The organism is Nonomuraea sp. NPDC050328, from assembly GCF_044459405.1.
Classification (GTDB): Bacteria; Actinomycetota; Actinomycetes; order Streptosporangiales; family Streptosporangiaceae; genus Nonomuraea.
Window position 1 is genome coordinate 658,674 of the sequence record NZ_JBITIW010000002.1, and the last position, 24,363, is coordinate 683,036.

Consider the following 24,363-nt stretch of genomic DNA (forward strand, 5'->3'; position numbering starts at 1 on the left):
AAGGCCCCGTCCACGTTGGCGTGTGCGGGGCCTTCGCATATCCTCGTGTGGCTTCAACTTGGCCTGCAGACAACGAGGAAGAAGAATCCCGTGCGCATCGCCGTCACCGGCTCCATCGCGACCGACCATCTGATGACCTTCCCCGGCAGCTTCGGGGATCAGCTCATCGCCGAGCAGCTCGACCGGGTGTCGCTGTCCTTCCTGGTCGACGAGCTCCAGATCCGTCGCGGCGGGTGCGCGGCGAACATCGCCTTCGGCATGGGCTGCCTGGGGCTTTCGCCGATCCTGGTCGGCGCCGTCGGCAACGACTTCGCCGACTACCGCTCCTGGCTGGAGCGCCACGGCGTCGACTGCGAGTCGGTGCACACCTCCGAGGTGCACCACACCGCGCGCTTCCTGTGCACCACCGACGAGCACCACAACCAGATCGCCTCGTTCTACACCGGGGCGATGGCCGAGGCCCGGCTGATCGAGCTCGACCCGATCGCTCACCGCGTCGGCGGGCTCGACCTGGTGCTGGTGAGCCCGAACGACCCCGACGCCATGCTCCGGCACACCGACGAGTGCCGCCAGCGGGGCATCCCCTTCGCCGCAGACCCCTCCCAGCAGCTGGCCCGCATGGGCGACGAGCAGATCCGCAAGCTCGTCGACGGCGCGGCCTACCTGTTCTCCAACGACTACGAGAAGGGGCTCATCGAGCAGAAGACCGGCTGGTCCGACGAGGAGGTCCTCGACCGCGTCGGCGTCCGCGTCACCACGCTCGGCCCCAAGGGCGCGCGCATCGACCGCAAGGGCGAGCCGTCCATCCACGTCGTGCCCGCCCCCGAGCTGGGCAAGGCCGACCCGACCGGGGTCGGCGACGCCTTCCGCGCCGGCTTCCTGGCCGGGCTCGGCTGGGGCCTGACCCTGGAGCGGTGCGCGCAGATCGGCAACCTCACCGCCACGCACGTGCTGGAGCGCGTGGGCGGCCAGGAGTACGAGCTGTCGCAGCGGACCTTCCTGGAGCGTTTCGGGGCCGCCTACGGCGCCGAGGCGGCGGCCGAGGTGGCCGAGCACGTCCGCTGCCACTACGCCTGAGCCTGAACCGCTCAGGCCGGTTTGCAGGTGAGCGCGTCGTTCATGCCCGTGGGGGCGGCTGCCACCGTCCCCGGGTACTTCCACCGGCACACCGCCGAGCTCTCGACGAAGTACATGCCGGGCGAACCCATGCAGGCCAGGTTGTACCACGACCCGGCGGCCGAGCTGGCGCCCTGCGACTGGCAGTAGGCGTGGGCGTCGTCCCAGGTGACCTGGCCGCCCGACGCGTTCTGCGGCTGCGTGGTGGGCGGCGGGTCCTCGGCGGGCTTCGTGGCCGGTGGTTTGCTGACCGGCGGCTTCTGCACGGGCGAGTTCTGCGCCGAGGGCTTGGTGCCCGTCTGGGATGACTGGTCGTCCCTGGTCGGGGCCGGCGTGGACTGCGGCGTGCTCCTGGGCTTCGGCCTGGCCGTCGGGGTGGTGCTCGCGCCCGTGCCCTTGGCCGGGTCGCGGCGGCCGGGCGGCTTCTTGGCGGTGCCGGGCGTGACCGCCGGCGTCCCGCTCGGCATCGGGCTCACCGGCGCGCTCGCCACCGGGCTCATCACCGGGCTCACCACCGGGCTCGTCGTCGACAGGGCCGTGGCGCCCTGACCCTGTCCGGCCGGCCACAACGCGTACCCGGTCCCCGCCGCCGCGGCCACCAGCACCGCCGCCACCCCGGCCCAGGTGGTACGGCGCCGCCGCCGGTCCGGTCCCGTGGCGGGCGGCTGCGTCTGCCAGGCGGGCGCCGGCAGGCTGCGCAACCGCTCGACGACCGCCGCCGAGGTGGGGCGTTTCGCCGGATCCTTGGCCAGGCACTCCTCCAGGAGCCTCCGGAGCGGACCGGCCAGCGGGCCGAGATCCGGCTCGCCGTACACGATGGCGTGCATGATCATCGGGATCTGCGTGCCGGGGAAGGCCGGCCGGCCGGTGGCGGCGAAGGCCATGGTGGCCGCCCAGGAGAACAGGTCCGCCTCCGGCCCCGCCACCTCGCGCGCGAACAGCTCGGGCGCCATGTAGGCGGGCGTGCCGATCGTCTGGCTGCGTACGGCCGAGCGCCCCAGGTCCACGGCCCGCGCGATGCCGAAGTCGATGACCACCGGCCCGTCCGGGCTCAGCAGGACGTTGCCCGGCTTGAAGTCGCGGTGCACCACGCCCGCCGCGTGGATCGCCGCGAGCGCGGTGGCGGTGTTGACCGCCAGCCGCTGCAGCGCGCCCCCGCTGCGCGGCCCGCTCTCGCCCACCGACCGCTGCAGGGACGGGCCGTCCACGAACTCGCTGACGATGTAGGGCCGCGCCCCGTCGAACCCGAAGTCGAGCACCTGGGCGGTGCAGAACGGCGCCACCCGCTGCGCGAGCGCCACCTCGTCGAAGAACCGCTCGCGGTCACCGGGAAGCGGAGGCCCGAGCACCTTCAGCGCCACGAGCACGCCGTCGCCGCGGCGGGCCGCGAACACCGTGCCCTGGCTGCCCGCCCCTAACCGCCCCGTCAGCCGGTACCCGGCCACGCTCTCCGGGTCGTCGGGAAGCAACTGCGAGATCACCGGCGAGGCCTGTATCACCGCGAGATCGTATCCCGCCCCCACCGCCTCGCCGTAAGGGGGTGGGGGCCGGTGATCGCCGGCGTCAGCCCGCGTAGACCCGGTGGACGAAGTCGGCGAGCTGGTCGTCGGGCAGGTGCCGGGCCAGGTCCGCCTCGCTGATCATCCCGATGCAGCGGTGGTCGCCGTCCATCACCGGCAGCCGCCGGATCTGGTTCTCCTCCATCCGCTGCAGCGCCTCCTCGGCCGTCGCGTCCGCCGGCACCCACACCAGGCCGGTGGCCAGCTCGCCCGCGGTGACCCGCGTGACGTCCTTGCCGGCCGCCACGCACTTCACCACGATGTCGCGGTCGGTGATGATGCCCTGGATCCGGTCGTCGGGCCCGCACACCGGCAGCGCGCCCACGTTGTGCTCACGCATGAGCTGGGCGGCCCGGTCGAGCGACTCGTGGAACGGGATGCACTCCACACCCTCGCTCATGAGATCCCGTGCGGTTCCGGTCATGTCGTCTGTCCCCCCGAAAGTCGACGTTGTTCCGTGACGCTTCGTACCCAGTTTGGCCTTGTCACGACCCTGTGACACTTTTCCGGTACGGCAGGCGTTGCCGGGGATGAGAGGCCGGAGAGGACGGGACATGCCGCGCTGGTTGAAGATCGCCCTGGCCGCCCTGCTGCCCAGCGTGGCCGGTGCGGTGGTGTGGGGGCTGGGCGAGCGGCTGGGGGCCGACCTCGACCGGGTGGGCATCCTGGTGGGCCTGGTCGGCTCGCCGCTCGGCTTCGTACTGGGCTGGTGGACCTCGCGCGAGACGCCCCAGCCTGTCGAGACCTCGCCCGCAGCGCCCTCCACGCGGCCGATGGCACCGGTGGCCAGGCCGCCGCTCTGCCTCGGTGAAGTCCCCCGCGCTCCCAGGGCCTTTCAGCCGCGTCAAGCCCTGCGCGCCCGCATCGACGCCGTCTTCGCCGCCGGCGGCCGGGCGGCGGTGTGCTCGCTGGCCGGCGCCAGGGGCGTCGGCAAGACCCACCTGGCCGCCGCGCTCGCCCGCGAGAGCCTCGACGCCGGCCGCCCGGTCGCCTGGCTCGGCGCCGAGACCCCCGGCCAGTTCCAGAGCGGCGTCGACCTCATGGCCCACGAGCTCGGCCTGCTGCGGGAGGGCGACCCTCCGGAGGAGACCGTCCGGCGGGTGCGCGAGTGGCTGACCGCCCGGGCCGAGCCGTACCTGCTGGTGCTGGACGACGCGGCCGACCCCGACCTCGTCGGCCCGCTGCTGCCGCCGAGCGGCGCGGTCCGGGTGCTGATCACCACCAACGACCGCGACTTCGGGCACCTGGCCGAGCTGGTCGACGTCGAGCGCTTCACCGTGACCGAGGCGCTCGCCTACCTGCGTGAACGCGTCGGCCCCGGCGACCGGGGCGGGGCACGGCGGCTCGCCGAGGAGGTGGACCGGCTGCCGCTGGCGCTGTCCGTCGCCGCCGCCGACCTGGCCGGGCCGCCCCGGCTGGCGTACGACGACTACCTGGCTCGGCTGCGCGCCACCCCGGTCGAGGTGGCGCTGGAGCGGCCCAGGGGCGAGCCGTACCCACGCGGGGTCGCCCAGACGATCCTCCGGGCGGTCTCCGGCCTGGACGAGCCGGCCCACCGGCTCCTCGGCGAGCTCTCCGTCCTGTCGGCGTCGGGCGTCGAGGTGTCGTTGCTCGGCGAGGAGGCCAGGCCCGCCCTCGCCGACCTCGCCCGCACCTGCCTGGCCTCCTTCAGCCGGGACGGCTCCGTGGTGCTGGTGCACCGGCTGGTCGGCCGGGTGGTCAGGGAGCGGGCCGAGCGGGAAGGCACGCTCGCCGCCCTGCTCGGCCGGGCGGCCGGCCGCATGGACGAGATCTTCGAGCTCGGCCACGCCGACCTCTGGCACCGCCTGCCGTACCTGCTCATGGTCGCCGAGCAGAGCCAGGCCCTGTGGGAGCACGCGCGGCCGTTACGCGAGGACCCGGCGGCGGCCGAACCGATCGTCGAGCTCATGCACCACGCCGGCTTCTGCCTGAACGAGCTCTACGACGGGCGGCGGGCGGAACCCCTCTACACCCAGGTGGTGGCCGCCCGCGAACGGCTGAACGGACCGGACGACCCGGCCACGCTCACCGCGAAGCACAACCTGGCGCGCGCCCACTGGTCGGCCCACCGGTTCACCGAGGCGATCACGATCCTCCAGGACGTCGCCGAGGCCCGCGCCCGCACCCAGGGCCCCACGCACGCGGACACCCTGCTCGCCCGGGTGACCCTGGGCCAGCTCCACCGCGACGCCGGCCGCTACGACGAGGCGATCGCCATGATGGAGAGCCTGCTGCCCGAGTGCGCCCGGACGCTGGGGGAGACGCACGAGCTCACCGTGGCCGCCGGGTCGAGCCTGGCGATCGCCCACGCGCTGGCCGACCGCCCGCAGGTGGCGATCGTCATCCTCCGGATGATCCTGGCGCAGGACCTGGCCGACCCCCGGCTCCGGGCCGCCACCCAGGGCGTCCTGGCCATCGCCCACCAGCGCGCCGGGCACCTGGACGAGGCGATCGAGCTGTACGAGGAGGTGCTGGAGGGACAGACGCGGGCACTCGGCGACGACCATCCGGAGGCCGTCATCACCCGGCACGAGCTGGCCCTGGCCTACCAGCAGGCCGGCCGGCTGCCCGAGGCGATCGCCCTGCTCGAGCACGTGGTGCGCGCCGACGAGGCCCTGCACGGGCCCGACCACCCCACGACCGTCGAGGCCCGCGACGCCCTGGCGGCGGCCCGCCGTACGCCGGACGGCTCCTTGGCCGCGGCCCGCCGTACGTCAGGGGAAGATCAGTAGTTGCGCCGCACGTGGATCGCCCACCCGCCCTGCGGCAGCTCGTAGGTTCCGACGTGCGGGTGCGACTTCAGCCGGCACCACGCGGGCACGTCCGTGTACGCCGCCGGATCGTCGGCCAGCACCGCGACCACCGCGTTCAACGGAACAGCGTTGATCTGCTCGGCGAGCATGATGATCGGGATCGGGCACTTCTTGCCGAGCGCGTCGATCGTCAGGGCGGGCGTTACGGGAGCGTTCACGAAACTCCTGCGTCTAGGCGGATCCGGCGCACCACCTCGGGAAGCGAGGCCAGGAAACGCTCGACGTCGTCCCGGCTCGCCCCGCGGGGCAGCGAGACCCGGACGTTGCCGTGCGTGAGCACTCCCATCGCCTCCAGCACGTGCGATGGTCGTAGCGTACTAGCGGTGCACGAACTGCCTGACGAAACGGCGAACCCCAGCCGGTCGAGCTCGGTCAGCAGCGCCTCGCCGTCCACGTAGAGACACGAAAAGGTCACGATGTGCGGGGCCCGCTCCACCGGCTCGCCGATGACCTCGACGTCGGGAATGAGCTTCGGCACCCGGTCACGGATGAGGTCGACCAGCCCGGCCAGGCGGGCGTTCTCGGCGGCGGCCTCGGCGCTGACCGCCCGCAGGGCCGCCGCCGCCGCGGCGACCGCCGGGACGTCGGGGAAACCGGGCACGCGGCCCCGGTCGTCCTCCGGGTACGGCGAGCGGAACCGGGTGCCCTTGCGCACCGCCAGCACGCCGACGCCCGCCGGCCCGCCCCACTTGTGCGCGCTGGCCGCCAGCACCGACCACCCGGCCGGGATCGGCAGCCGGCCCGCGGTGACGCAGGCGTCCACCATCAGCGGCACCCCGGCGGCCCGGCACGCCTCGGCGACCTCGGCGACCGGCTGCAGGGTGCCCACCTCGTGGTTGGCCGTCTGCAGGCAGGCCAGCGCGGTGCCCTCGACCGCGACCGCCTCGGCGAAGGCGGCCACGTCGGCCCGGCCGGTGAGCGAGACCGGCACGAGCGCCGCCTCTGGCGCGGCGTGCAGGACGCTGGAGTGCTCGACCGCGGAGGCCACCACGCGCTCACCCACCCGGCGGCGACCCGCCAGCGCCCCGAGAATGCCCAGGTGGACGGCGTGCGTGCCGGATGATGGGAAGGAGAGCTCGTCCGCACGGGCGCCGAGCAGCTCGGCGATCTCCGCCCGAGACTGCTCCAGGAGCAGCCGGGCCCGCCGGGCCGGGCCGTACAATCGTGCCGGGTCAGCCCAGCCCGCGCCGAGGGCGGACAGATAGGCCTCTCGGGCCGCCGGGTGCAGCGGCTCGGTCGAGGCCGCGTCGAAGTACGCCACGATAGTTATCGTCCCATCGAGGGGTCGCGCGGGAGGCCGGGGGGCCCTAGCGCTAATGTGTCTGCAATCAAGCTGTGCATATGGAAATACGAGCACCCAGGAGCGACTCCTGGGCTTCATCTGTGGGGTAGGCGATCCGTGAGTCCGACCCGCCGTTCGATGCGGCGTCCGTGGGCCCGGCGTGGAGTGATGAGCGCCGCCGCTTTGGCGTTGCCGCTGGTCCTCGCGACGGCGTGTAGTAGTGAAGAGCAGCCGTTCCTGAGCGACTCCGCCGGGCAGAGCTTCCTGCCGCCGGACCGCATCACGGCGGAGGGCGGCATCGTCAAGTCCCTCTGGGACGGCGCGTGGATCGCCGCGCTGGCCACCGGCCTCGTCGTGATCTTGCTGATCATCTGGGCGTGCCTCTTCCACCGGAGGCGGAAGAACTCCTCCGCGCTGCCGCCCCAGGTGCGCTACAACCTGCCGATCGAGATCTTCTACACCCTCGTGCCGCTGGTCATGGTCTCGGTGTTCTTCTACTTCACCGCGCGCGACCAGAACGCCCTGATGAGGGTCGAGGGCAACGCCACGGTGAAGGTGAAGGTCGAGGCCGTCCAGTGGAGCTGGCGCTTCACCACCGACTCCGGTGGCAAGAAGTCGGTCGTCATGGGCAAGCCGGTGAGCGACTACCGCCAGGGCCCGCAGCTCGTGCTGCCCGTCGGCCAGAAGGTCGAGTTCCAGCTCGAGTCGCCCGACGTGATCCACTCGTTCTGGGTGCCGGCCTTCCTGTTCAAGCGTGACGTGATCCCCGGCATCAAGCCGGAGAAGAACCGCTTCGAGGTCACCACCCTGGACAAGCCGGGCGTCTACGCGGGCCGGTGCGCCGAGCTCTGCGGCACCGACCACAGCCGGATGCTCTTCAACGTCAAGCTCGTGTCCAAGCAGGAGTTTGACCAGTACCTCGCGACCCAGGCCGGGAGCGCCCAGTGACCGCCATCCAGCACCCCATCACCTCCGTGCCGGTCCGGCCGACCAGCAAGGGGAAGACGATCGCCAAGTGGCTGTCGTCGACCGACCACAAGATCATCGGCCACCTGTACCTCATCACCTCGTTCATCTTCTTCCTGATCGGCGGCGTCATGGCGCTGATCATGCGAGCGGAGCTGGCGGGTCCCGGACTGCAGTTCGTCAGCAACGAGCAGTTCAACCAGCTGTTCACCATGCACGGCACGATCATGCTGCTGATGTTCGCGACGCCGCTGTTCGCCGGCTTCGCCAACGAGCTCATGCCGCTGCAGATCGGCGCCCCCGACGTCGCCTTCCCGCGGCTGAACATGGTGAGCTACTGGCTCTACCTGTTCGGCAGCATCATCGCGGTCTCCGGCTTCTTCACCCCGGGCGGCGCGGCCAGCTTCGGCTGGTTCGCCTACGCCCCGCTGTCGGACGCGATCTACTCGCCCGGCATCGGCGGCGACCTGTGGATCATGGGTCTGGCGCTGTCCGGCCTCGGCACGATCCTCGGCTCGGTGAACTTCATCACCACGATCATCTGCATGCGCGCGCCCGGCATGACGATGTTCCGGATGTCGATCTTCACCTGGAACGTCCTGCTGACCTCGATGCTCGTGCTCATGGCCTTCCCGGTGCTGGCCGCCGCGCTGCTGGCGCTGGAGGCCGACCGCAAGCTCGGCACGCACATCTTCGACTCCGCCACCGGCGGGGCGATGCTCTGGCAGCACCTGTTCTGGTTCTTCGGCCACCCCGAGGTGTACATCATCGCGCTGCCGTTCTTCGGCATCGTGACGGAGATCCTGCCGGTCTTCAGCCGTAAGCCGATCTTCGGCTACATCGGCCTGGTCGGCGCGACCATCGCCATCGCGGGTCTGTCGATCACCGTCTGGGCGCACCACATGTACGCCACCGGCCAGGTCCTGTTGCCGTTCTTCAGCTTCATGACCTTCCTGATCGCCGTCCCGACGGGTGTGAAGTTCTTCAACTGGATCGGCACCATGTGGCGCGGCCACCTGTCGTTCCAGTCGCCGATGCTGTTCTCGGTGGGCTTCCTCATCACCTTCCTCCTGGGCGGCCTGACCGGCGTCATCCTGGCCTCGCCGCCGCTGGACTTCCAGCTCTCCGACTCCTACTTCGTCGTCGCCCACTTCCACTACGTGGTCTTCGGCACCGTGGTGTTCGCGATGTTCGCGGGCTTCTACTTCTGGTGGCCCAAGTTCACCGGCAAGATGCTCAACGACACGCTGGGCAAGCTGCACTTCTGGCTGCTGTTCATCGGCTTCCACGCCACCTTCCTGGTGCAGCACTGGCTCGGCGCCGCGGGCTTCCCGCGCCGCTACGCCGACTACAGCGCGATCGACAACTTCACCTCGCTCAACCTGTTCTCCTCGGTGGGCGCCTTCCTGCTCGGCGCCTCGACGCTTCCGTTCTTCTACAACGTGTGGAAGACCTGGCGGTCGGCGCCGAAGGTCACGGTCGACGACCCGTGGGGCTACGGCGGATCGCTGGAGTGGGCGACCTCCTGCCCGCCGCCGCGGCACAACTTCACCTCGCTGCCGCAGATCCGTTCTGAGCGCCCCGCGTTCGACCTGCACTACCCGCACGTTTCCGCCAAGCGCCCCGCTGTGGAGGGTGAGGTCCGATGAAGGTTCAGGGTTGGCTGTTCCTGCTCTGCGGCCTGTTCTTCGCCGCCGTGGACGTGGCCTACTGGTTCTGGACGAAGGCCGAGAACAACGGCGTCGGCGAGCCGGTCGGCACGACGGCCATGGCGATCTCGGTCGGCTTCGCGTTCATGATCGGCTACTACCTGATGTTCACCGCTCGTCGCATCGGCGACCAGCCGGAGGACAACAAGATGGCCGACATCAGCGAGGGCGCCGGTGAGATCGGCTTCTTCAGCCCGAGCAGCTGGTGGCCGCTGTTCGTCTGCCTGGCGGCGGCCTTCGCCTTCGCCGGCTTCGCGGTGGGCCTGTGGATGTTCATGATCGGCACGGCCTTCGTGATCATGGCGATGGTCGGCTTCGTCTTCCAGTACTACCGGGGCCACTTCGCCCACTGAGTACTGAACGGACAAAGCGGGTGTCCCCTCCCGGGGCACCCGCTTTTTCGTGTTTTTACCGCAGCGAAGCTGTGGCCGGACGATCACTGAGGGTAGTAAGAAGGTGTCAAGCTGGATCTTTCGGTAGGGGAGTACCCATGGTGCGCGGCTCGGTCGGCCTGCTGGCCCTGTCCTCGCTGGTCGCCTGCTCGGCGGTCAGCGCCGCCGACGAGGCGGGGAGCGCGGCCCCGGCGGTCGCCGAGGCGAAGCTGACCGTCTTCCCGTCCGACAAGGCCAAGAACCTGCCGACCGACCAGCTCGTGGTCGTCGGCGCCAGCGGCGGCACGCTCAAGAGCGTGAAGGTACGGCACGCGGGCGGCGAGCTGCCCGGCGCGATCAGCGCCGACGGTACCCGCTGGCGCAGCACCCGCCTGGCCAGGCCCGGCACGACCTACACCGTCACCGCGACCGCGGCCAACGCCAAGGGCGCCACCACGCAGACGACCAGCACGTTCAGCACGGTCAAGGCCGAGCGCACCTTCGACATCGAGCGCATGCTCCCCAACAAGAACGACACCGACCTCACCGTCGGCGTCGGCATGCCGATCATGATCGAGTTCACCCGGGACGTCACCGACCGCGTCGCCGTCGAGGCCGCGCTGCACCTGCGCACCTCCAAGCCCATCGAGGGCGCCTGGCACTGGTTCGACGACCGCCACCTCGACTTCCGGCCCAAGACCTACTGGCCCGCGCACACCAAGGTCCACCTGGAGGCCCGCCTGGCCGGCGTCAGGGGCGCCGAGGGCGTGTACGGCAAGCGCGACCACGTGCTCGACTTCAAGATCGGCCGCGAGCAGATCACCAAGGGCAGCACCGACACCCACCACCTGACCGTGCGCCGCAACGGCAAGGTCATCCGGCAGATCCCGATGAGCGCCGGCCAGGGCGGCACCTGGAAGTACTACACGACCTCCGGCGTGCACCTGGCCATGTCGCGCGAGCCCGTCACCATCATGATCTCGCCCGGCATCGGCCCCGGCCAGCCCGGCTACTACCGCAAGACCGTCTACAACACCGTGCGCATCTCCAGCTCCGGCGAGTACGTGCACAGCGCCCCGTGGTCGGTCGGCTCCCAGGGCTACGCGAACGTCAGTCACGGCTGCGTCAACGTCAGCCCATCGAACGCCTCGTGGTTCATTAGGAACACTTTGATCGGAGACCCGATCATCATCACGGGTTCACCGCGTAAGTTGGAGCCGACCAATGGTTGGGGGCACTGGCAGGAGGACTGGAAGCAGTGGCTCAAGTGGAGCACCACCAAGTCCTTCGGCACCGACCCGCTCGCCTGACGCGCTCCTGCGGTGGCGTCCGCACCGGCCTGCCCGGCCGCTGCGCCGTCGCCCGCCGCGCGTTCCCCCTCCGGGGGACGGCGAGCGTAGGCCGTACCTGGTTCGGGTACGGCGACGCGGAGGCTCCCGACGGGGCTCAGGCCGCGCCTGAGGCCTCATCGGGACAGAGCGGGGAAGTGGCCGAAGCGACGGCCGCCTCGGGCCCACTCGCCTTATTAGCGGGGCCCGGAGCCTTACACGACTACGACCTCTTATTACCCAGCCCGCCCTAAGGGCGGGCACCCCCCAGAACCGCGGCTAACGGCCCCCCACCGCCACGGCCACCCCCCACGGCCAGCGTCCACCAGTGCGGCGAGCACCCCAGCCGAGGATCATGCCCCTGTGAAGAGGCCAGCCGCCGTCGGAGATGGCCCAATGCGGCGAGCACCCCCCGGCTTACCGCCGAAGCGACCGACTGACCTCGATCCACCGATCCAGCGTCGCAGCCGCCCGCCCCGAGTCAACCGCCTGAACCGCCCGCGCATACCCGTCGATCATCGCCGAGTCCAGGTCATCCCCGGCCCCGTCCAGCGCCACCAGCGCCGCAGCCGCGTTCAACAGCACCGCGTCCCGCACCGGCCCGTGCTTCCCCCGCACCAGGTCGTGCACGGCCTGCGAGTTGAACTCCACGTCCCCGCCCCGCAAGGCCCCCACGTCCGCCCGGGCGATCCCCAGCACCGCCGGGTCGAACACCGTCTGCGTGGCCGACCCCTCGCTCACCACCCACACCGTGGACGTGGTCGCGATGGTCAGCTCGTCCAGCCCGTCGTCCCCGCGGAACACCAGCGCCGACACGCCGCGCTCGGCGAACACCCCGGCCAGCACGGGCAGCATGCCCGGGTCGTACACCCCGATGGCCTGCGCCGCCGGCCGGGCGGGGTTGGTGAGCGGCCCGAGGAAGTTGAAGACCGTCGGCACGCCGATCTCCTTGCGCGGCGGCCCGGCGAAGCGCAGCGCGGGGTGGTAGACCGGCGCGAAGCAGAACGCGATGCCCGCCTCGTCGGCCACCCGCGTGGTCTGCTCGGGGGTCAGGTCGAGCACGATGCCGAGGTGCTCCAGCACGTCGGCGGCGCCGCACGAGGAGGAGGCGGCCCGGTTGCCGTGCTTGACGACCTTGGCGCCCGCGGCGGCGGCCACGATGGCGGCCATGGTGGAGACGTTGACGGTGTGCGCGCGGTCGCCGCCGGTGCCGACCACGTCGACCACGGGCCCGCGCACGTGCAGTGGAGTGGCCAGTTCGAGCATGGTGCGGGCCAGGCCGGTGACCTCGGCCACCGTCTCGCCCTTGGCGCGCAGCGCGATCGCGAAGCCCGCGATCTGCGCCGGCGTCGCCGTACCGGACATGATCTCCCGCATCGCCCAGGCCGTCTCGTCCGCGGTGAGATGCTCACCGGCGAGCAGGGCGGACAGCAGGGCGGGCCAGGTGGTGCGGGAGTCCATGGCGGTACCTACTTCGCGTTGAGTCGGGAGGCGGCGCGCCGGCGCATCAGGCCGGCCACGGCGTCGGCCAGCGCGACCGGCTCGATCGGCTGCGGGACGACCGCGTCGGCCTTGGACCAGTCGGCCAGCCAGCGGTCGTCGCGGCGGGCGATGATGAGGCAGATCGGCGGGCAGTCGTAGACCTCGTCCTTGGCCTGCTTGGAGACGCCCATGCCGCCGGCCGGCTGGGTCTCGCCGTCGAGCACGGCCACGTCGATCTCGCCCGAGGCCAGCCACTGGTGGACCTTGGGCTCGGTGGCGCACTCCACGATCTCCACGAGGGGGACGTCGGCGGCGGGCCGCCGGCCGATCGCCAGGCGCACCTTCTCCCGGGTGTTGGCGTCGTCGCTGTACACGAGGACCCTCATCGTGTCGTTGGCGGTAGCGCTGCTCACGTCACGGGCTCACTATCGGTCGAAGCTTGTATGGTCAGACAGGATCGTACCGGTCGGCCTGCGCAGGTACCGAGGGCGGCGGCGCCGGTGGGGGAATTATTCCCAAAATCCCTGCTTGGTGGGACCTATGTTGTCCCTATCGGGGGGTCGAGGGGCGACCCGACCATGGGAACCGCAATAATGCTGCCCGTGGCGACAGCATCCGCAATAACTTCGACGACAGCACACTCGTCGCGCCGGCCGAACCTGGTCAGCGTGGGGACGATCGTGTGGCTGTCCTCTGAGCTCATGTTCTTCGCGGCGCTGTTCGCGATGTACTTCACCATCCGGTCGGTGAGTGTCGGCGAGGGCTTCTCGTGGGAGCCCTCGCTTCCGCCCGAGGGCGTCAAGGGCACCGCTCACCTGAACATCCCGTTCGCGACGGCCAACACGATCATCCTGGTCCTGTCCTCCGTGACATGCCAGCTCGGCGTGTGGGCCGCGGAGAAGGGGCAGGTCGGCAAGCTCCGTTTCTGGTACATCGTCAGCTTCCTGATGGGCGCGGTCTTCGTCGCCGGTCAGATCTACGAGTACATGGAGCTGGCGCACGAGGGCGCGACGCTGTCCGCGAACGCCTACACCTCGGTGTTCTACCTGACGACGGGCTTCCACGGCCTGCACGTGACCGGTGGCCTGATCGCGTTCCTGTTCATGCTGGGACGCACGTACGCCGCGAAGCGCTTTACGCATGAGCAGGCCACCAGCGCGATCGTCGTGTCCTACTACTGGCACTTCGTAGACGTCGTCTGGATCGGTCTTTTCGCGACCATCTACATCATTCGATAGGGACGGGATCTCTGTGACTAGGATCACCGCTCGACGGCGGCATCCCCTCGCGAGATACGCCGTCCTGATCTTCGCCTTGGCGATTTTCGGTGTGGGCTACACCGCGATCGCCAAGTTCTCGCGTCCGGCCGAGGCCACGCTCGCGACCAGCCAGGACCCGGTGGCCGAGGGCAAGTCGCTCTTCCAGGCGCACTGCTCGAGCTGCCACGGCCTCAACGCCGAGGGCACCTCGACCGGCCCGACGCTCGTGGGCGTCGGCGCGGCCGCGGTCGACTTCCAGGTGAGCTCCGGCCGCATGCCGGCCGCCAACCCCGGCGCCCAGGCCCCGCGCAAGCCGGTGGCCAAGTGGGTGACCGAGGAGAAGATCGCCGCCCTGGGCGCCTACGTGCAGTCGCTCGGCGGCGGGCCGACCGTGCCCGAGGCCAAGTGGACGGACGCCTCGCAGGGCAACCCGGCACGTGGTGGCGAGCTCTTCCGCGCCAACTGCATCCAGTGCCACAACTGGGCGGGCGCCGGTGGCGCGCTGACCCTGGGCAAGTACGCGCCGAGTCTCAACCACTCCTCGGAGAAGCAGATCTACGAGGCCATGGTGACGGGCCCGCAGGCCATGCCGGTGTTCAACGACACCACCATCCGGCCTGAGGAGAAGCGCGACATCGTCGCCTATGTCAAGACCGTCCGTGAGCAGAAGGACCCCGGAGGCTTCGGCCTCGGGCGCATCGGCCCCGTGACAGAAGGCCTCGTCGCGTGGATCGTAGGCATTGCCGCCCTCTGCCTGGCCGCCATCTGGATCACCGCGAAGAAGCGAAAGTCATGACAGACAACGAGCACGAGATCGAGCAGCCGGAGAGTCGCGTACCCAAGCGCGTCATCGGCACCCCAGCGCCGGGCACCTCGATGCTCGGCGCCACGGCGCAGCAGCAGGAGGAGGACGCCGACGTTCCCGGCGTCATCCTGCCGGACGAGGCCAAGGCCCGTAAGGCCGAGAAGATCGTGGCGCTCTGCTTCACGATCACCTTCCTGGCCGCCATCGGCTTCCTGGTGTCCTACGTGGTCTTCCAGGTCGGCGACATCGACAGCACCGGCGTGTCCAACTTCGCGCTGGGCGGCACGCTGACCCTGGCCCTGCTGGGCCTGGCCGTCGGCATCGTGGTCTGGGTGCGCGGGCTCATGCCCAAGTACAACCTGGTCCAGGAGCGCCACGAGATGGCGACCGAGGCCGGCACCCGCGAGTACGTGGCCGACACCTTCGTGCAGGGCGCGCGCGAGAGCGGCTTCGTCAAGCGCAAGCTGCTCCGCCGTACCCTGCTGCTGGCCTCGGCGCCGCTGGGCCTGCTTCCTCTGGTCCTGCTGCGTGACCTGGACAACAACACCGACAAGCCGGCCTCGCAGTTCCACAAGGAGCTGCGGCACACGGTGTGGGGTGCCAAGACCAAGGAGGGCACCAACCTCCACCTGGTCGTCGAGGGCACCAACCCGCCGCAGCGCATCCGGGCGGCCGACTTCAACTCGCCCGGCGGCATCCTGTCGGTCGTGCCCGAAGGCTACGAGCACGACCTCAACGCCCTGGCCAAGGCGACGCTGATCCTGATCAAGTTCCGTCCCGAAGAGCTCAAGGCGGGCGTGAACAAGAACTGGACCGTCGACGGGATCGTGGCGTACTCCAAGATCTGCACGCACGTCGGCTGCCCCGCGGCCCTGTACGAGCAGACCACGCACCACATCCTGTGCCCCTGCCACCAGTCGACCTTCGACGCCGCCGACGGCGCCAAGGTCATCTTCGGTCCGGCCGCCCGGCCGCTGCCGCAGCTGCCCATCACCGTTGACGGTGAGGGCTACCTCATCGCGCAGGGCGACTTCGCGGTCCCGGTCGGCCCCAGCTACTGGGAGCGCGGCGACGCCGAGCAGCTGGCCCGGGAAGGAGGCAAGGCATGAGCGACATCACCACCGTCCCGAAGCCGATCGCCGGCACGTCCAACTGGCTCGACGAGCGGCTGGGCGCGGGGCAGTTCATGAAGCGCAACCTGCGCAAGGTCTTCCCCGACCACTGGTCGTTCCTGCTGGGCGAGATCGCGCTGTACTCCTTCGTGATCCTGCTGCTCACCGGAACCTTCCTGACGTTCTGGTTCCAGCCGGGCATGGGCCACGTGATCTACGACGGCCCGTACGCCCCGCTCAAGGGCGTCATGATGTCCGAGGCGTACGCCTCGGCGCTGGAGCTCAGCTTCGAGGTCCGCGGCGGTCTGCTCATGCGGCAGATGCACCACTGGGCCGCGCTGCTGTTCGTCGCCGGCATGACGGTTCACATGCTCCGCGTGTTCTTCACGGGTGCCTACCGCAAGCCGCGCGAGATCAACTGGATCATCGGTGTGCTCCTGCTCACCCTGGCTCTGGCCGAGGGTCTGACGGGCTACTCGCTCCCCGACGACCTGCTGTCCGGCGCCGGTCTGCGCATCACCGAGGGCGTGGCGATCTCGCTGCCGATCGTCGGCACGTACATCACGTTCTTCCTGTTCGGCGGTGAATACCCGGGTGAGGATGTCATCGCCCGGTTCTACTCGCTGCACATCCTGCTCATCCCGGGCATCATCCTGGCGCTGGTCTCGGCTCACATGGTCCTCATGTGGGTGCAGAAGCACACCCAGATGCCCGGCAAGGGCCGGACGAACCAGAACGTGGTCGGCGCGCCGTTCTACCCGGCCTTCATGCTCAAGGCCGGCGCGTACTTCCTGTTCACCTTCGCGGTGATCGCGGGTCTGGCGACCTTCGCCCAGATCAACCCCATCTGGATCTTCGGGCCCTACAACCCGGCCGACATCTCGGCCGGTTCGCAGCCCGACTGGTACATGGGCTTCCTCGAAGGCTCGCTGCGCCTCATGGTGCCCTGGGAGATGAACCTGGGCGGCACCTCCATGTGGGGCACGCTGCCGATGAGCGTGATCATCCCGGCGCTGGTCCCGATGGGCATCATCATGACCGGCCTGGCCCTCTACCCGTTCATCGAGCAGTGGGTCACCGGCGACCGGCGCGAGCACCACGTCGCCGACCGGCCGCGCAACAACCCGCACCGCACCTCGATCGGCATGGCCGCGATCAGCTTCTACGGTGTGCTGTGGCTGCTGGGCGCCAACGACGAGCTCGCGGCGAACTTCCAGGTGAGCCTCAACTGGACCACCTACGTGGGCCGCGTCGCGGTCTTCCTGGTGCCGGTGCTCGCCTACATCATCACCTACCGCGTCTGCCTCGGCCTGCAGCGTTCCGACGCCGCGATCATCGGGCACGGCGTGGAGTCGGGCGTCATCAAGCGCCTGCCGCACGGTGAGTTCATCGAGGTCCACACGCCGCCGTCGGAGGACATCGAGGCGCACCTGCGGGGCAAGTCGGCGGTCCCGACCGTCGACGTCGACGCCGACCAGGCGGGCATCCCGCCGAAGGGCATGCGTGGACCGCTCGGCAAGCTGCGCGGGCGGATGTCCAAGGCCTACGGCGGGGAGAAGATCCCGCTCGACGACGGCCACGGGCACGGTGACGGGCACGGTCACGACGACGGGCACGCCGCCATCGGCACCGACAGCGACGACAAGTCGATCACCCACTAGCGGGGTGAAGGAAAGGCCCGGACGGGTTTCCGTCCGGGCCTTTTCGTGTTCTCGAGGGGAGGCGGCGTAGGTGGGGCATGGTGGGGTCCTGCTGGGCTCGCCCTCCAGCGTGCTCCCAGGGCTCTCGACCACCCACCTGTACGGCGGAGCCCTCCCGACCGCCGGCGGGTTCGGAGGAACCGGGCGGGCCGGGGGAGGCTGGTCGGCTCCGGTTCGGAGGAACCAGCCGGGGCCGTAGGAGGCTGGCCGGCTTCGGTTCAGAGGAAGCGGGAGGCTAGTCGGCTTCGGTGAGGCCGATGGAGAAGGCGGCGTCGAGGTCGTGCTTGGAGTAGGCGCGGAAGGCGATGTGCGTCTCGGTGGCGAGCACGCCGGGCACCTTGTTGATCCGCCCCGGGATGACCTCGGCGATCTGCTCGTAGTTGGGCACCCGCACCATCGCGAGCAGGTCGTACTCCCCGGTGATCGAGTAGACCTCGCTGACGCCGGAGATCTCGGCGATCGTCTGGGCGACCTCCGGAATGCGATCCACCTCGGCGCTGATGTGAACGATTGCCGTGACCATGGGCCCACTGTAGCGCCTCGCCCCGGCCGGCTCAGCGCAGCGGGCGGCCTTCGCGGGAGCGGGAGCGGTCCAGGTCGAGGCCACGGTAGGCCTGTTCGATGCGGGCCTTGACGCGGGCGGCACCGTGGACGGGGAGGGTCCAGTCGCCGTCGACCTGGACGAGCCGGACGCCGGGCGATTCGAGCCAGCGCAGGATGCACTCGGTCTCCTCGGCGCTGGCGGCGTGGACCGGGCCGGGGCCGGGCTGGACCTGCTCGGCGGAGGTGACGAGGGACTCGACGAAGGGGGTGGGGTGGGCGCCGCGGGGCATCACGCCGGCCGCGGCCAGCCTGCCGTACCGGATGACGTGCAGGTCCCAGCCGCCGTCGAAGGCGGGGGAGGCGGCGACGAGGTGGGGCAGGCGGGTGAGGGAGCTGAGGCGCTGCATGCGGGCGGCGGCGCGGACGAAGACGGCCAGCCGGTCGCGGTCGACGGAGGCCTCCTCGTAGCGCTGCTCGACCGACAGGCGTTCCATGCGCGCCGAGATGGCCGAGTAGACCGGGCCGACGTCGGTGAGCATGGCGCGGCGGGCCAGCTCGGCGTGGACGGAGTAGTCGGCGCTGGACTCGAGCCCGGCGCAGGGCGCCCCGCACCGCCCCATCTCGTACAGGGCGCACGCGGGGCGGCGGGTGGTCAGCGAGATGCGCTCGGTGCACTGGCGCAGCGGCACGGCGTCGTACAGGGCCGTGCGGGCGTCGTCGGCGGCCCGCTGGGAGGAGAAGGGGCCGAGGTAGGTGCCGTCGTCGGCGCGCAGCTCGCGCACGATGGACAGCCGCGGGAAGGGCTCGTCGGTGAGCTTGAGCCAGACGACCTTCTCCGGGAAGCGCGAGCGCCGGTTGTAGCGGGGTTTGGCGCCGCCGATCAGCCGCAACTCGCGAACCTCGGCCTCCAGGTTGGTGGCGCAGACGACGTGGCGCACCCGGTCGGCGATGCCGATCATCTCGCGGATGCGGGGCCGGGTCTCGCTGGCGGTGAAGTAGGAGCGCACCCGGTTGCGCAGGTTGGTGCTCTTGCCGATGTAGAGCACCTCGCCGCGCTCGTCCTCGAAGAGGTAGACGCCCGGCGCGTGCGGCACGTGCTCGGCGAGGTGGCGCTTGCGCTGCTGCTCGGGCGTGGGCGCGCGGACGAAGGACTTGAGCTCCTCGAAGGTGTGCACCTGGAAGGAACCGGAGCGGCCGATCAGCCCGTGGAGCACGTCGACGGTGGCGCGGGCGTCGTGCAGCGCGCGGTGGATGGGCTCGGTGGAGCTGCGGAAGAAGCGGGCGAGGGTGCCGAGCTTGGCGTTGGGGATCTCGTCGCGGGTCAGCACCCGGCGGGCCAGGTCGACGGTGTCGAGCACCGCGTTCTTGGGCGGCGGGTAGCCGTGGGCCTGGCAGGCGGCCTTGATGAAGCCGGTGTCGAAGCCGGCGTTGTGCGCGACCAGCACGCTGCCGGTGATGAACTCCAGGAAGGCCGGGAGCACCGACTCGATGCGCGGCGCGGCCACGACCATGGCGTCGGTGATGCCGGTCAGCACCGAGATGAACGGCGGGATCGGCCCGCCGGGGTCGACGAGGGTGGCGAACTCGCCGAGCACCTCGCCGCCGCGCACCTTCACCGCCCCGATCTCGGTGATGGCGTGTTCGGCGGGCGAACCGCCGGTCGTCTCGAGGTCGAAGACGACGAAGGTCACCTCCTGGAGGGGGGTGCCCAGCTCGTCGAGAGTGCCTTGAACCGCGTCCACGTCCAAGACCATAGAAGGCGCGACCGACAGTTGGCGGCCCGAGGAGGCGGACTCAGATCTCATTTCGGGGCATTATTCGTTACTCTCCCCTTTATGTCTGGGGGACGCCTAGCCGGGCGCTATACCCTCATCCGCCAGCTCGGGAGCGGCGGCATGGGGACGGTCTGGCATGCCCGGGACGAGATGCTCGACCGGGACGTGGCCGTGAAGGAACTCACGCTGCCCGACGGGCTCGACCACGCCCTGCGGGCCGAGATGCTGACCAGGGCGGTGCGTGAGGCCCAGGTGACCGGGAGCCTGCGCCATCCCGGCATCGTGGCGTTGCACGACGTCGTCGAGGAGCACGGCCGCCCGTGGCTGGTCATGGAGCTGCTGCGCGGGCGCACGCTGGGGGAGACGGTCCAGCAGTTCGGCCCGATGCCGCCCGAGCACGCCGCCCGCATCGGCGCCGACGTGCTGGAGGCGCTGACGGCGGCGCACGCGCGGGGGCTGCAGCACCGCGACGTCAAGCCGGGCAACGTCTTCCTCACCGACTCCGGCCGCGTCGTGCTCACCGACTTCGGCATCGCCCGCCAGGAGGGCCAGGTCACTCTCACCCAGGCCGGGACGATGATCGGCTCGCCCGGCTACATCGCGCCGGAACGGCTCGAAGGCGAGTCCGGCGGTCCGGCCGCCGACCTGTGGTCGCTGGGCGCGACGCTCTACTACGCGGTCGAGGGGCGCTCGGCCTACGAGGGGCCGCCCGGCGACCGCATCAGGGCCACGCTGGCCGCGCCGCCGCCGCCCACCCGGGTGCCGCTGATCGCCGCGATGATGGCCCGGCACCCGGCCGCCCGGCCCGACGCCCAGACCACGCTGGCCGCCCTGCGCGCGCTCGCCGCCGGGCAGCCGGTCGAGCTGCGGCTGCCGGACGTCACCCAGCCCGCGCGGCGGCCCCGCCGGACCAGACCCCTGCTGATCGCCGGGGCGGTGGCGCTGGTGGCCCTGGCCGTCACCGGCTTCCTGGTGATCCCTCGTGAGCCGGCCAAGCCCGAGCTCTACGCCACGCCGCTGGACCTGTGCACGCTGCTGACCGTGGAGGAGGTGCGCGGTCTCCTCGGTACGGCGAAGCCGCCCGCGGGCGTCGCCGGCGCCGACGAGGAGGGCCCGGTCTGCGGCTGGACCATCCCCAACACCGGCATCCAGGTGCAGGTGCAGCACGACTCCGACACCCCCAGCCCGTGGGCCATGCGGCCGGAGCGGGCCCACCAGCTCATGGCGGCGCAGGACCGCGCCTGGCAGCGCCGCACCGAGCTGCGCTGGACGTGGCCCGAGATCGGCCTCGCCGGCGGCGTGGACGCCAAGCGCGGCCCGCTGACCTGGCTGAGCGGGCTGGGCGAGGAGGCCTTCACCTTCCAGCTCACCGGCCCCGAGGGCCGGGTGCACACCACGACGCACTTCTTCCGCGTGGCGAATCTGGTGGTCAAGGTGGACTACACGACGCTGTCCAGCCGGGCCACCGACCAGGGCATCAAGGACACCGGCCTGCGGGCCGCGCAGCTCACCGAGCGCGGGCTGACCCGTGCACGGTGAGGCGCCCGTGCTGGCCGGGCGCTACCGGCTGGCCCAGCGCCTCGGCGAGGGCGGGGCGGGCACCGTCTGGCGGGCCTTCGACCTGACGCTGGGCCGCGAGGTGGCGGTCAAGCAGGTGCGGATGCCGCAGGACCCGGCCCGGCGCGAGGCGTTCGCCCGCCGGGCCATCGACGAGGCGCGGGCGGCCGGCCGGCTGCGCGACCCGGCCATCGTGCTGGTGCACGACGTGGTCGTCGACCACGGCCAGCCGTGGATCGTCATGGACCTGGCCACCGGCCGCTCCCTGGACAAGGTGATCGCCGAGTACGGCCCGCTGCCGCCCGAGCACGTGCGGGCAATCGGCCTGCGGGTGCTGTCGGCGCTGGAGACCGCGCACGCGCACGGCCTGCTGCACCAGGACGTCAAGCCGGGCAACATCCTGCTCGACCTGGACGGCACGGCCATGCTGACCGATTTCGGCATCGCCACCCCCATGCACGGCGCCGACGACGGCCTCGGCAGCGCCGGCTCGCCCGCCTACATGGCGCCGGAGCGGTTCAACGGCCTGCCCGCAGGACCGCCCTCCGACCTGTGGTCGCTCGGGGCGAGCCTGTACGCGGCGGTCGAGGGCCGCTCGCCGTTCGAGCGCCCGCACACCGCGGCGGTGGCGGCGGCCGTGCTCATGCAGGAGCCGCCCTTCCCGCAGCGCGCCGGGCCCGAGCTCGGCTCGCTGATCATGGACCTGCTGGCCAAGGACCCCGCACGCCGTCCGGCCGCCGCCCAGGTGCGGGCCCGGCTGGCCGGGGCCGTCACCGGTCCTGTCGCCGTGCCGAAGAGCCGCCGCCGGCTCCTGCCGCTGCTGGCGCCCCTGCTGCTGGTGCCGGTGCTCGCCCTAGGCGGCTGGTACGGCTACCGCGCGCTCAACCCGCCCCCGGAGCCGGGCCGGTTCGCCGCCGCTCCGGCGCCGTGCGGCCTGCTCACCGACGAGCAGGCCGTGGAACTGGTCGGCGGCGACGGGCGGCGCGAGATGGTGGGCGCCGAGGGCTGCCGCTGGCAGGGCTTCCAGGGCGCCTCCACGCCGCCCAGGACGGTCGTCGTGCGGCTGTACCCGCAAGCACCCGGCGAGGACCTGAGCGGGCCGCAGCGCGCCCAGCGGCTGTTCGCCGGCGAGCGCGCGACGCGGATCACCCGGGCCGGCGAGCGGAGCGGCACGGTCACCTCCGAGGTCGTCGACCTGCCCGGACTCGGCGAGGCCGCCTTCGTCCAGGACGAGCGCAACCTGCGCACCTGGCGCGGTTCGAGCACGGTGTACTTCCGGGTCAGCAACCTGCTCGTCGAGGTGCAGATGCAGGTGTACCGGAAGGGCAGCCTCACGCCCGCCGACCGGGACGCCGCGCAGCGGGCCGCCCATAACGTATCCAAAGCGCTTTAAAGCATCCTGCAAGAGACCCTTCTAGCATGGGTCACCGTCTTGCCAGGCGACACCAGGAGCACCCGTGACCGAACCGCCCACCAACCCCTACCGGATGCCGCCGGGCCAGCCGTACACCCAGCCGGTGCGGACCGGGCGGCCCTGGATCCTGCCGGTGGTGGCGGCGGCGGTCGTGGTGCTCCTCGGCGCGGGCGTCGGCGGTTACCTCTACTTCGGCAGGACGTCGGCGGCCGGTGCGCTGCCGAAGGTCACCGAGATCAAGCCCACCGTCTCCTCGGCGGCCTCGGCCGGCCCGGCCAAGCCCGCCGCGCCCCAGGTGTGCTCGATGCTGCCCAAGGAGGAGGTCGACCGGCTGGTCCCCGAGGCCAAGGTCCTCCCCTACTCACGGGACAACGGGTACGCCGGCATCTTCAAGTGCTCCTGGGAGAACCACCGCATCTCCTACGGCGAGTGGTGGCGCCAGCGCGAGATCGAGGTGACGATCTCGCAGTACAAGGCCGAGGGCGCCGACACCGGCCGGGCGCTGGCCCAGCGCTCCTACGACCTGGACTACACGCAGGCGCGTTTCCGCGCCACCTCCAAGCCGAAGCTCGACCCGGACGAGCGAGAGAAGATCTCCGAGGTCAAGGACATCCCGGGCGTGGGCGAGGGCGCCTACGCCCAGTACACCTGGCGGCGCTCCGGCACCACGACCTGGTACTCCTACGGCGAGGCCTGGACCCGGCTCGGCGACATGGTCGTCGAGGTCAAGTACGACGCCAGCCAGCAGCGCAAGGACGCCCAGATCCTGTCCAACGAGACCACCCAGTCGATCACCGAGGAGAACGCGCTGCGCGAGGTCACCCTGCTGGTCACGCAGGTCGCCAAGAGCGTGGCCGACTGGCAGGCCCGCAACCCCGGCGTCGTCGCCGAGGCCTCGCCCACGCCCACGTCCACCGCCCCGCCCTCGCCGGTGCCGACGCCCACCTTCACCACCCTCGCCGCGATGCCGCCGCCCTGCCAGGCCGCCGACCAGGCGGCCACCGCGCTGGTCCCCGGGCCGATGAAGCGCACCCGGCAGACCGCGCAGGGCAACGACACCCAGACCGAGTGCCGCTGGCTCAACCTCGAACTGCCCGGCGGCGAGGGACGCAAGAAGATCCGCAGCGTGCTGATCACCCTGCACACCTTCACCAACCGGGCCGGGCAGGCCGACCCGACCTCCGCCAAGGGGCTGTACACCCAGAAGTTCGGCAGCGCCAAGCTCATGCAGGACTTCGAGCCGGGCGACATCTCCTGGGGGCCGCCGGTCGAGCTCAAGGGGTACGGCGAGGCCGCCTTCCTGCAGTACGTGGCCGACCGCAAGAACGAGGTCTTCAACGGCGGCACCAGCCTGTGGATCCGCCAGGGCGAGGTCGTCGTGGAGGTCTCCTACGCCGGGGCCGATCTGCCGGTCGGCGAGAAGACCAACGGGTCCAAGGTGAAGCTGATGACCCGCCAGGAGACCGGGGAGGGCGCCAAGCAGGTGGCCAGGGCGGTCGCCGACGCCCTGACCGGAGGCTCGGCCACCGGGAGCTGAGCCGCGCGGCCCGG

At 71.1% G+C, this 24,363-nt stretch carries 21 protein-coding genes; 13 read left to right on the forward strand and 8 right to left on the reverse strand.

Going from position 1 to position 24,363, the window contains the following annotated elements; genetic code table 11:
* Window positions 1-90: 90 nt before the first annotated feature.
* Complete coding sequence (locus ACIBG7_RS09240) at window positions 91-1,077, forward strand: carbohydrate kinase family protein (protein ID WP_357935567.1); 987 nt, start codon at window positions 91-93, stop codon at window positions 1,075-1,077.
* Window positions 1,078-1,088: 11 nt separating this feature from the next.
* Here ACIBG7_RS09240 and ACIBG7_RS09245 read toward each other — a convergent pair whose 3' ends face one another.
* Together ACIBG7_RS09245 and ACIBG7_RS09250 are read right to left on the reverse strand one after the other, a co-directional pair.
* Window positions 1,089-2,615, reverse strand: a complete 1,527-nt coding sequence (locus ACIBG7_RS09245) for a protein kinase (RefSeq protein ID WP_357935569.1) — start codon at window positions 2,613-2,615, stop codon at window positions 1,089-1,091.
* A 64-nt stretch (window positions 2,616-2,679) separates the two neighbouring features.
* On the reverse strand, window positions 2,680-3,099 hold the full coding sequence (locus ACIBG7_RS09250) for a CBS domain-containing protein (protein WP_397335735.1): 420 nt from the start codon (window positions 3,097-3,099) through the stop codon (window positions 2,680-2,682).
* A gap of 130 nt (window positions 3,100-3,229) precedes the next feature.
* Between ACIBG7_RS09250 and ACIBG7_RS09255 the strand changes: the two genes are divergently transcribed.
* Window positions 3,230-5,428 carry a tetratricopeptide repeat protein gene (locus tag ACIBG7_RS09255; RefSeq protein ID WP_397335736.1) on the forward strand — a complete coding sequence of 733 codons (2,199 nt, stop codon included), beginning with the start codon at window positions 3,230-3,232 and terminating at the stop codon, window positions 5,426-5,428.
* Here ACIBG7_RS09255 and ACIBG7_RS09260 read toward each other — a convergent pair.
* Both ACIBG7_RS09260 and ACIBG7_RS09265 read right to left on the reverse strand, forming a co-directional pair.
* Window positions 5,422-5,667 carry a sulfurtransferase TusA family protein gene (locus ACIBG7_RS09260; RefSeq protein ID WP_357935578.1) on the reverse strand — a complete coding sequence of 82 codons (246 nt, stop codon included), beginning with the start codon at window positions 5,665-5,667 and terminating at the stop codon, window positions 5,422-5,424. The two genes, ACIBG7_RS09255 and ACIBG7_RS09260, sit on opposite strands and share 7 nt — an antisense overlap.
* Complete coding sequence (locus ACIBG7_RS09265; RefSeq protein ID WP_357935581.1) at window positions 5,664-6,770, reverse strand: aminotransferase class V-fold PLP-dependent enzyme; 1,107 nt, start codon at window positions 6,768-6,770, stop codon at window positions 5,664-5,666. Before ACIBG7_RS09265 ends, ACIBG7_RS09260 begins: the two co-directional genes overlap by 4 nt.
* A gap of 189 nt (window positions 6,771-6,959) precedes the next feature.
* Between ACIBG7_RS09265 and coxB the strand changes: the two genes are divergently transcribed.
* The 4 genes from coxB to ACIBG7_RS09285 all read left to right on the forward strand — a co-directional run bounded on the left by coxB (window position 6,960) and on the right by ACIBG7_RS09285 (window position 11,147).
* Complete coding sequence (gene coxB / locus ACIBG7_RS09270; RefSeq protein ID WP_357935584.1) at window positions 6,960-7,739, forward strand: cytochrome c oxidase subunit II; 780 nt, start codon at window positions 6,960-6,962, stop codon at window positions 7,737-7,739.
* The gene (ctaD, locus tag ACIBG7_RS09275; protein ID WP_357935585.1) at window positions 7,736-9,406 is read left to right on the forward strand and encodes a cytochrome c oxidase subunit I; all 1,671 of its coding nucleotides are present in this window, start codon (window positions 7,736-7,738) and stop codon (window positions 9,404-9,406) included. The genes coxB and ctaD overlap by 4 nt, the downstream gene beginning before the upstream one ends.
* Window positions 9,403-9,819, forward strand: coding sequence for a cytochrome c oxidase subunit 4 (locus tag ACIBG7_RS09280; protein ID WP_357935588.1), 417 nt, complete (start codon window positions 9,403-9,405; stop codon window positions 9,817-9,819). Before ctaD ends, ACIBG7_RS09280 begins: the two co-directional genes overlap by 4 nt.
* 137 nt (window positions 9,820-9,956) lie before the next feature.
* Window positions 9,957-11,147: an Ig-like domain-containing protein gene (locus tag ACIBG7_RS09285; RefSeq protein WP_357935590.1), complete on the forward strand. Its 1,191-nt coding sequence runs from the start codon at window positions 9,957-9,959 to the stop codon at window positions 11,145-11,147.
* Between the two features lie 435 nt (window positions 11,148-11,582).
* On the opposite strand, the gene trpD is transcribed toward ACIBG7_RS09285, so the two are convergent.
* Window positions 11,583-12,626: an anthranilate phosphoribosyltransferase gene (gene trpD, locus ACIBG7_RS09290; RefSeq protein ID WP_357935592.1), complete on the reverse strand. Its 1,044-nt coding sequence runs from the start codon at window positions 12,624-12,626 to the stop codon at window positions 11,583-11,585.
* Window positions 12,627-12,634: 8 nt separating this feature from the next.
* Complete coding sequence (locus tag ACIBG7_RS09295) at window positions 12,635-13,033, reverse strand: hypothetical protein (protein ID WP_357935664.1); 399 nt, start codon at window positions 13,031-13,033, stop codon at window positions 12,635-12,637.
* Between the two features lie 207 nt (window positions 13,034-13,240).
* Between ACIBG7_RS09295 and ACIBG7_RS09300 the strand changes: the two genes are divergently transcribed.
* The 4 genes from ACIBG7_RS09300 to ACIBG7_RS09315 are packed head-to-tail and all read left to right on the forward strand — an operon-like array spanning window position 13,241 to window position 17,484.
* Window positions 13,241-13,885, forward strand: coding sequence for a heme-copper oxidase subunit III (locus tag ACIBG7_RS09300; protein ID WP_357935595.1), 645 nt, complete (start codon window positions 13,241-13,243; stop codon window positions 13,883-13,885).
* Window positions 13,886-13,898: 13 nt separating this feature from the next.
* Entirely contained in the window at window positions 13,899-14,702 is an 804-nt protein-coding gene (locus ACIBG7_RS09305; RefSeq protein ID WP_357935598.1) for a c-type cytochrome, read from the forward strand.
* On the forward strand, window positions 14,699-15,820 hold the full coding sequence (locus tag ACIBG7_RS09310) for a Rieske 2Fe-2S domain-containing protein (RefSeq protein ID WP_357935600.1): 1,122 nt from the start codon (window positions 14,699-14,701) through the stop codon (window positions 15,818-15,820). The genes ACIBG7_RS09305 and ACIBG7_RS09310 overlap by 4 nt, the downstream gene beginning before the upstream one ends.
* On the forward strand, window positions 15,817-17,484 hold the full coding sequence (locus ACIBG7_RS09315) for a ubiquinol-cytochrome c reductase cytochrome b subunit (protein WP_357935603.1): 1,668 nt from the start codon (window positions 15,817-15,819) through the stop codon (window positions 17,482-17,484). The genes ACIBG7_RS09310 and ACIBG7_RS09315 overlap by 4 nt, the downstream gene beginning before the upstream one ends.
* 274 nt (window positions 17,485-17,758) lie before the next feature.
* Here ACIBG7_RS09315 and ACIBG7_RS09320 read toward each other — a convergent pair whose 3' ends face one another.
* Window positions 17,759-18,046: an Lrp/AsnC ligand binding domain-containing protein gene (locus tag ACIBG7_RS09320; protein ID WP_357935604.1), complete on the reverse strand. Its 288-nt coding sequence runs from the start codon at window positions 18,044-18,046 to the stop codon at window positions 17,759-17,761.
* Between the two features lie 31 nt (window positions 18,047-18,077).
* On the reverse strand, window positions 18,078-19,820 hold the full coding sequence (locus ACIBG7_RS09325; RefSeq protein ID WP_397335947.1) for a DEDD exonuclease domain-containing protein: 1,743 nt from the start codon (window positions 19,818-19,820) through the stop codon (window positions 18,078-18,080).
* Between the two features lie 81 nt (window positions 19,821-19,901).
* Between ACIBG7_RS09325 and ACIBG7_RS09330 the strand changes: the two genes are divergently transcribed.
* The 3 genes from ACIBG7_RS09330 to ACIBG7_RS09340 all read left to right on the forward strand — a co-directional run bounded on the left by ACIBG7_RS09330 (window position 19,902) and on the right by ACIBG7_RS09340 (window position 24,349).
* Complete coding sequence (locus ACIBG7_RS09330) at window positions 19,902-21,380, forward strand: protein kinase (RefSeq protein ID WP_397335737.1); 1,479 nt, start codon at window positions 19,902-19,904, stop codon at window positions 21,378-21,380.
* Window positions 21,370-22,791 (forward strand): serine/threonine-protein kinase, encoded by a 1,422-nt coding sequence (locus ACIBG7_RS09335; protein ID WP_397335739.1) that lies wholly within the window; start codon window positions 21,370-21,372, stop codon window positions 22,789-22,791. The genes ACIBG7_RS09330 and ACIBG7_RS09335 overlap by 11 nt, the downstream gene beginning before the upstream one ends.
* A 64-nt stretch (window positions 22,792-22,855) precedes the next feature.
* Window positions 22,856-24,349 carry a hypothetical protein gene (locus tag ACIBG7_RS09340; RefSeq protein WP_397335740.1) on the forward strand — a complete coding sequence of 498 codons (1,494 nt, stop codon included), beginning with the start codon at window positions 22,856-22,858 and terminating at the stop codon, window positions 24,347-24,349.
* The last annotated feature ends 14 nt before the right edge of the window (window positions 24,350-24,363 follow it).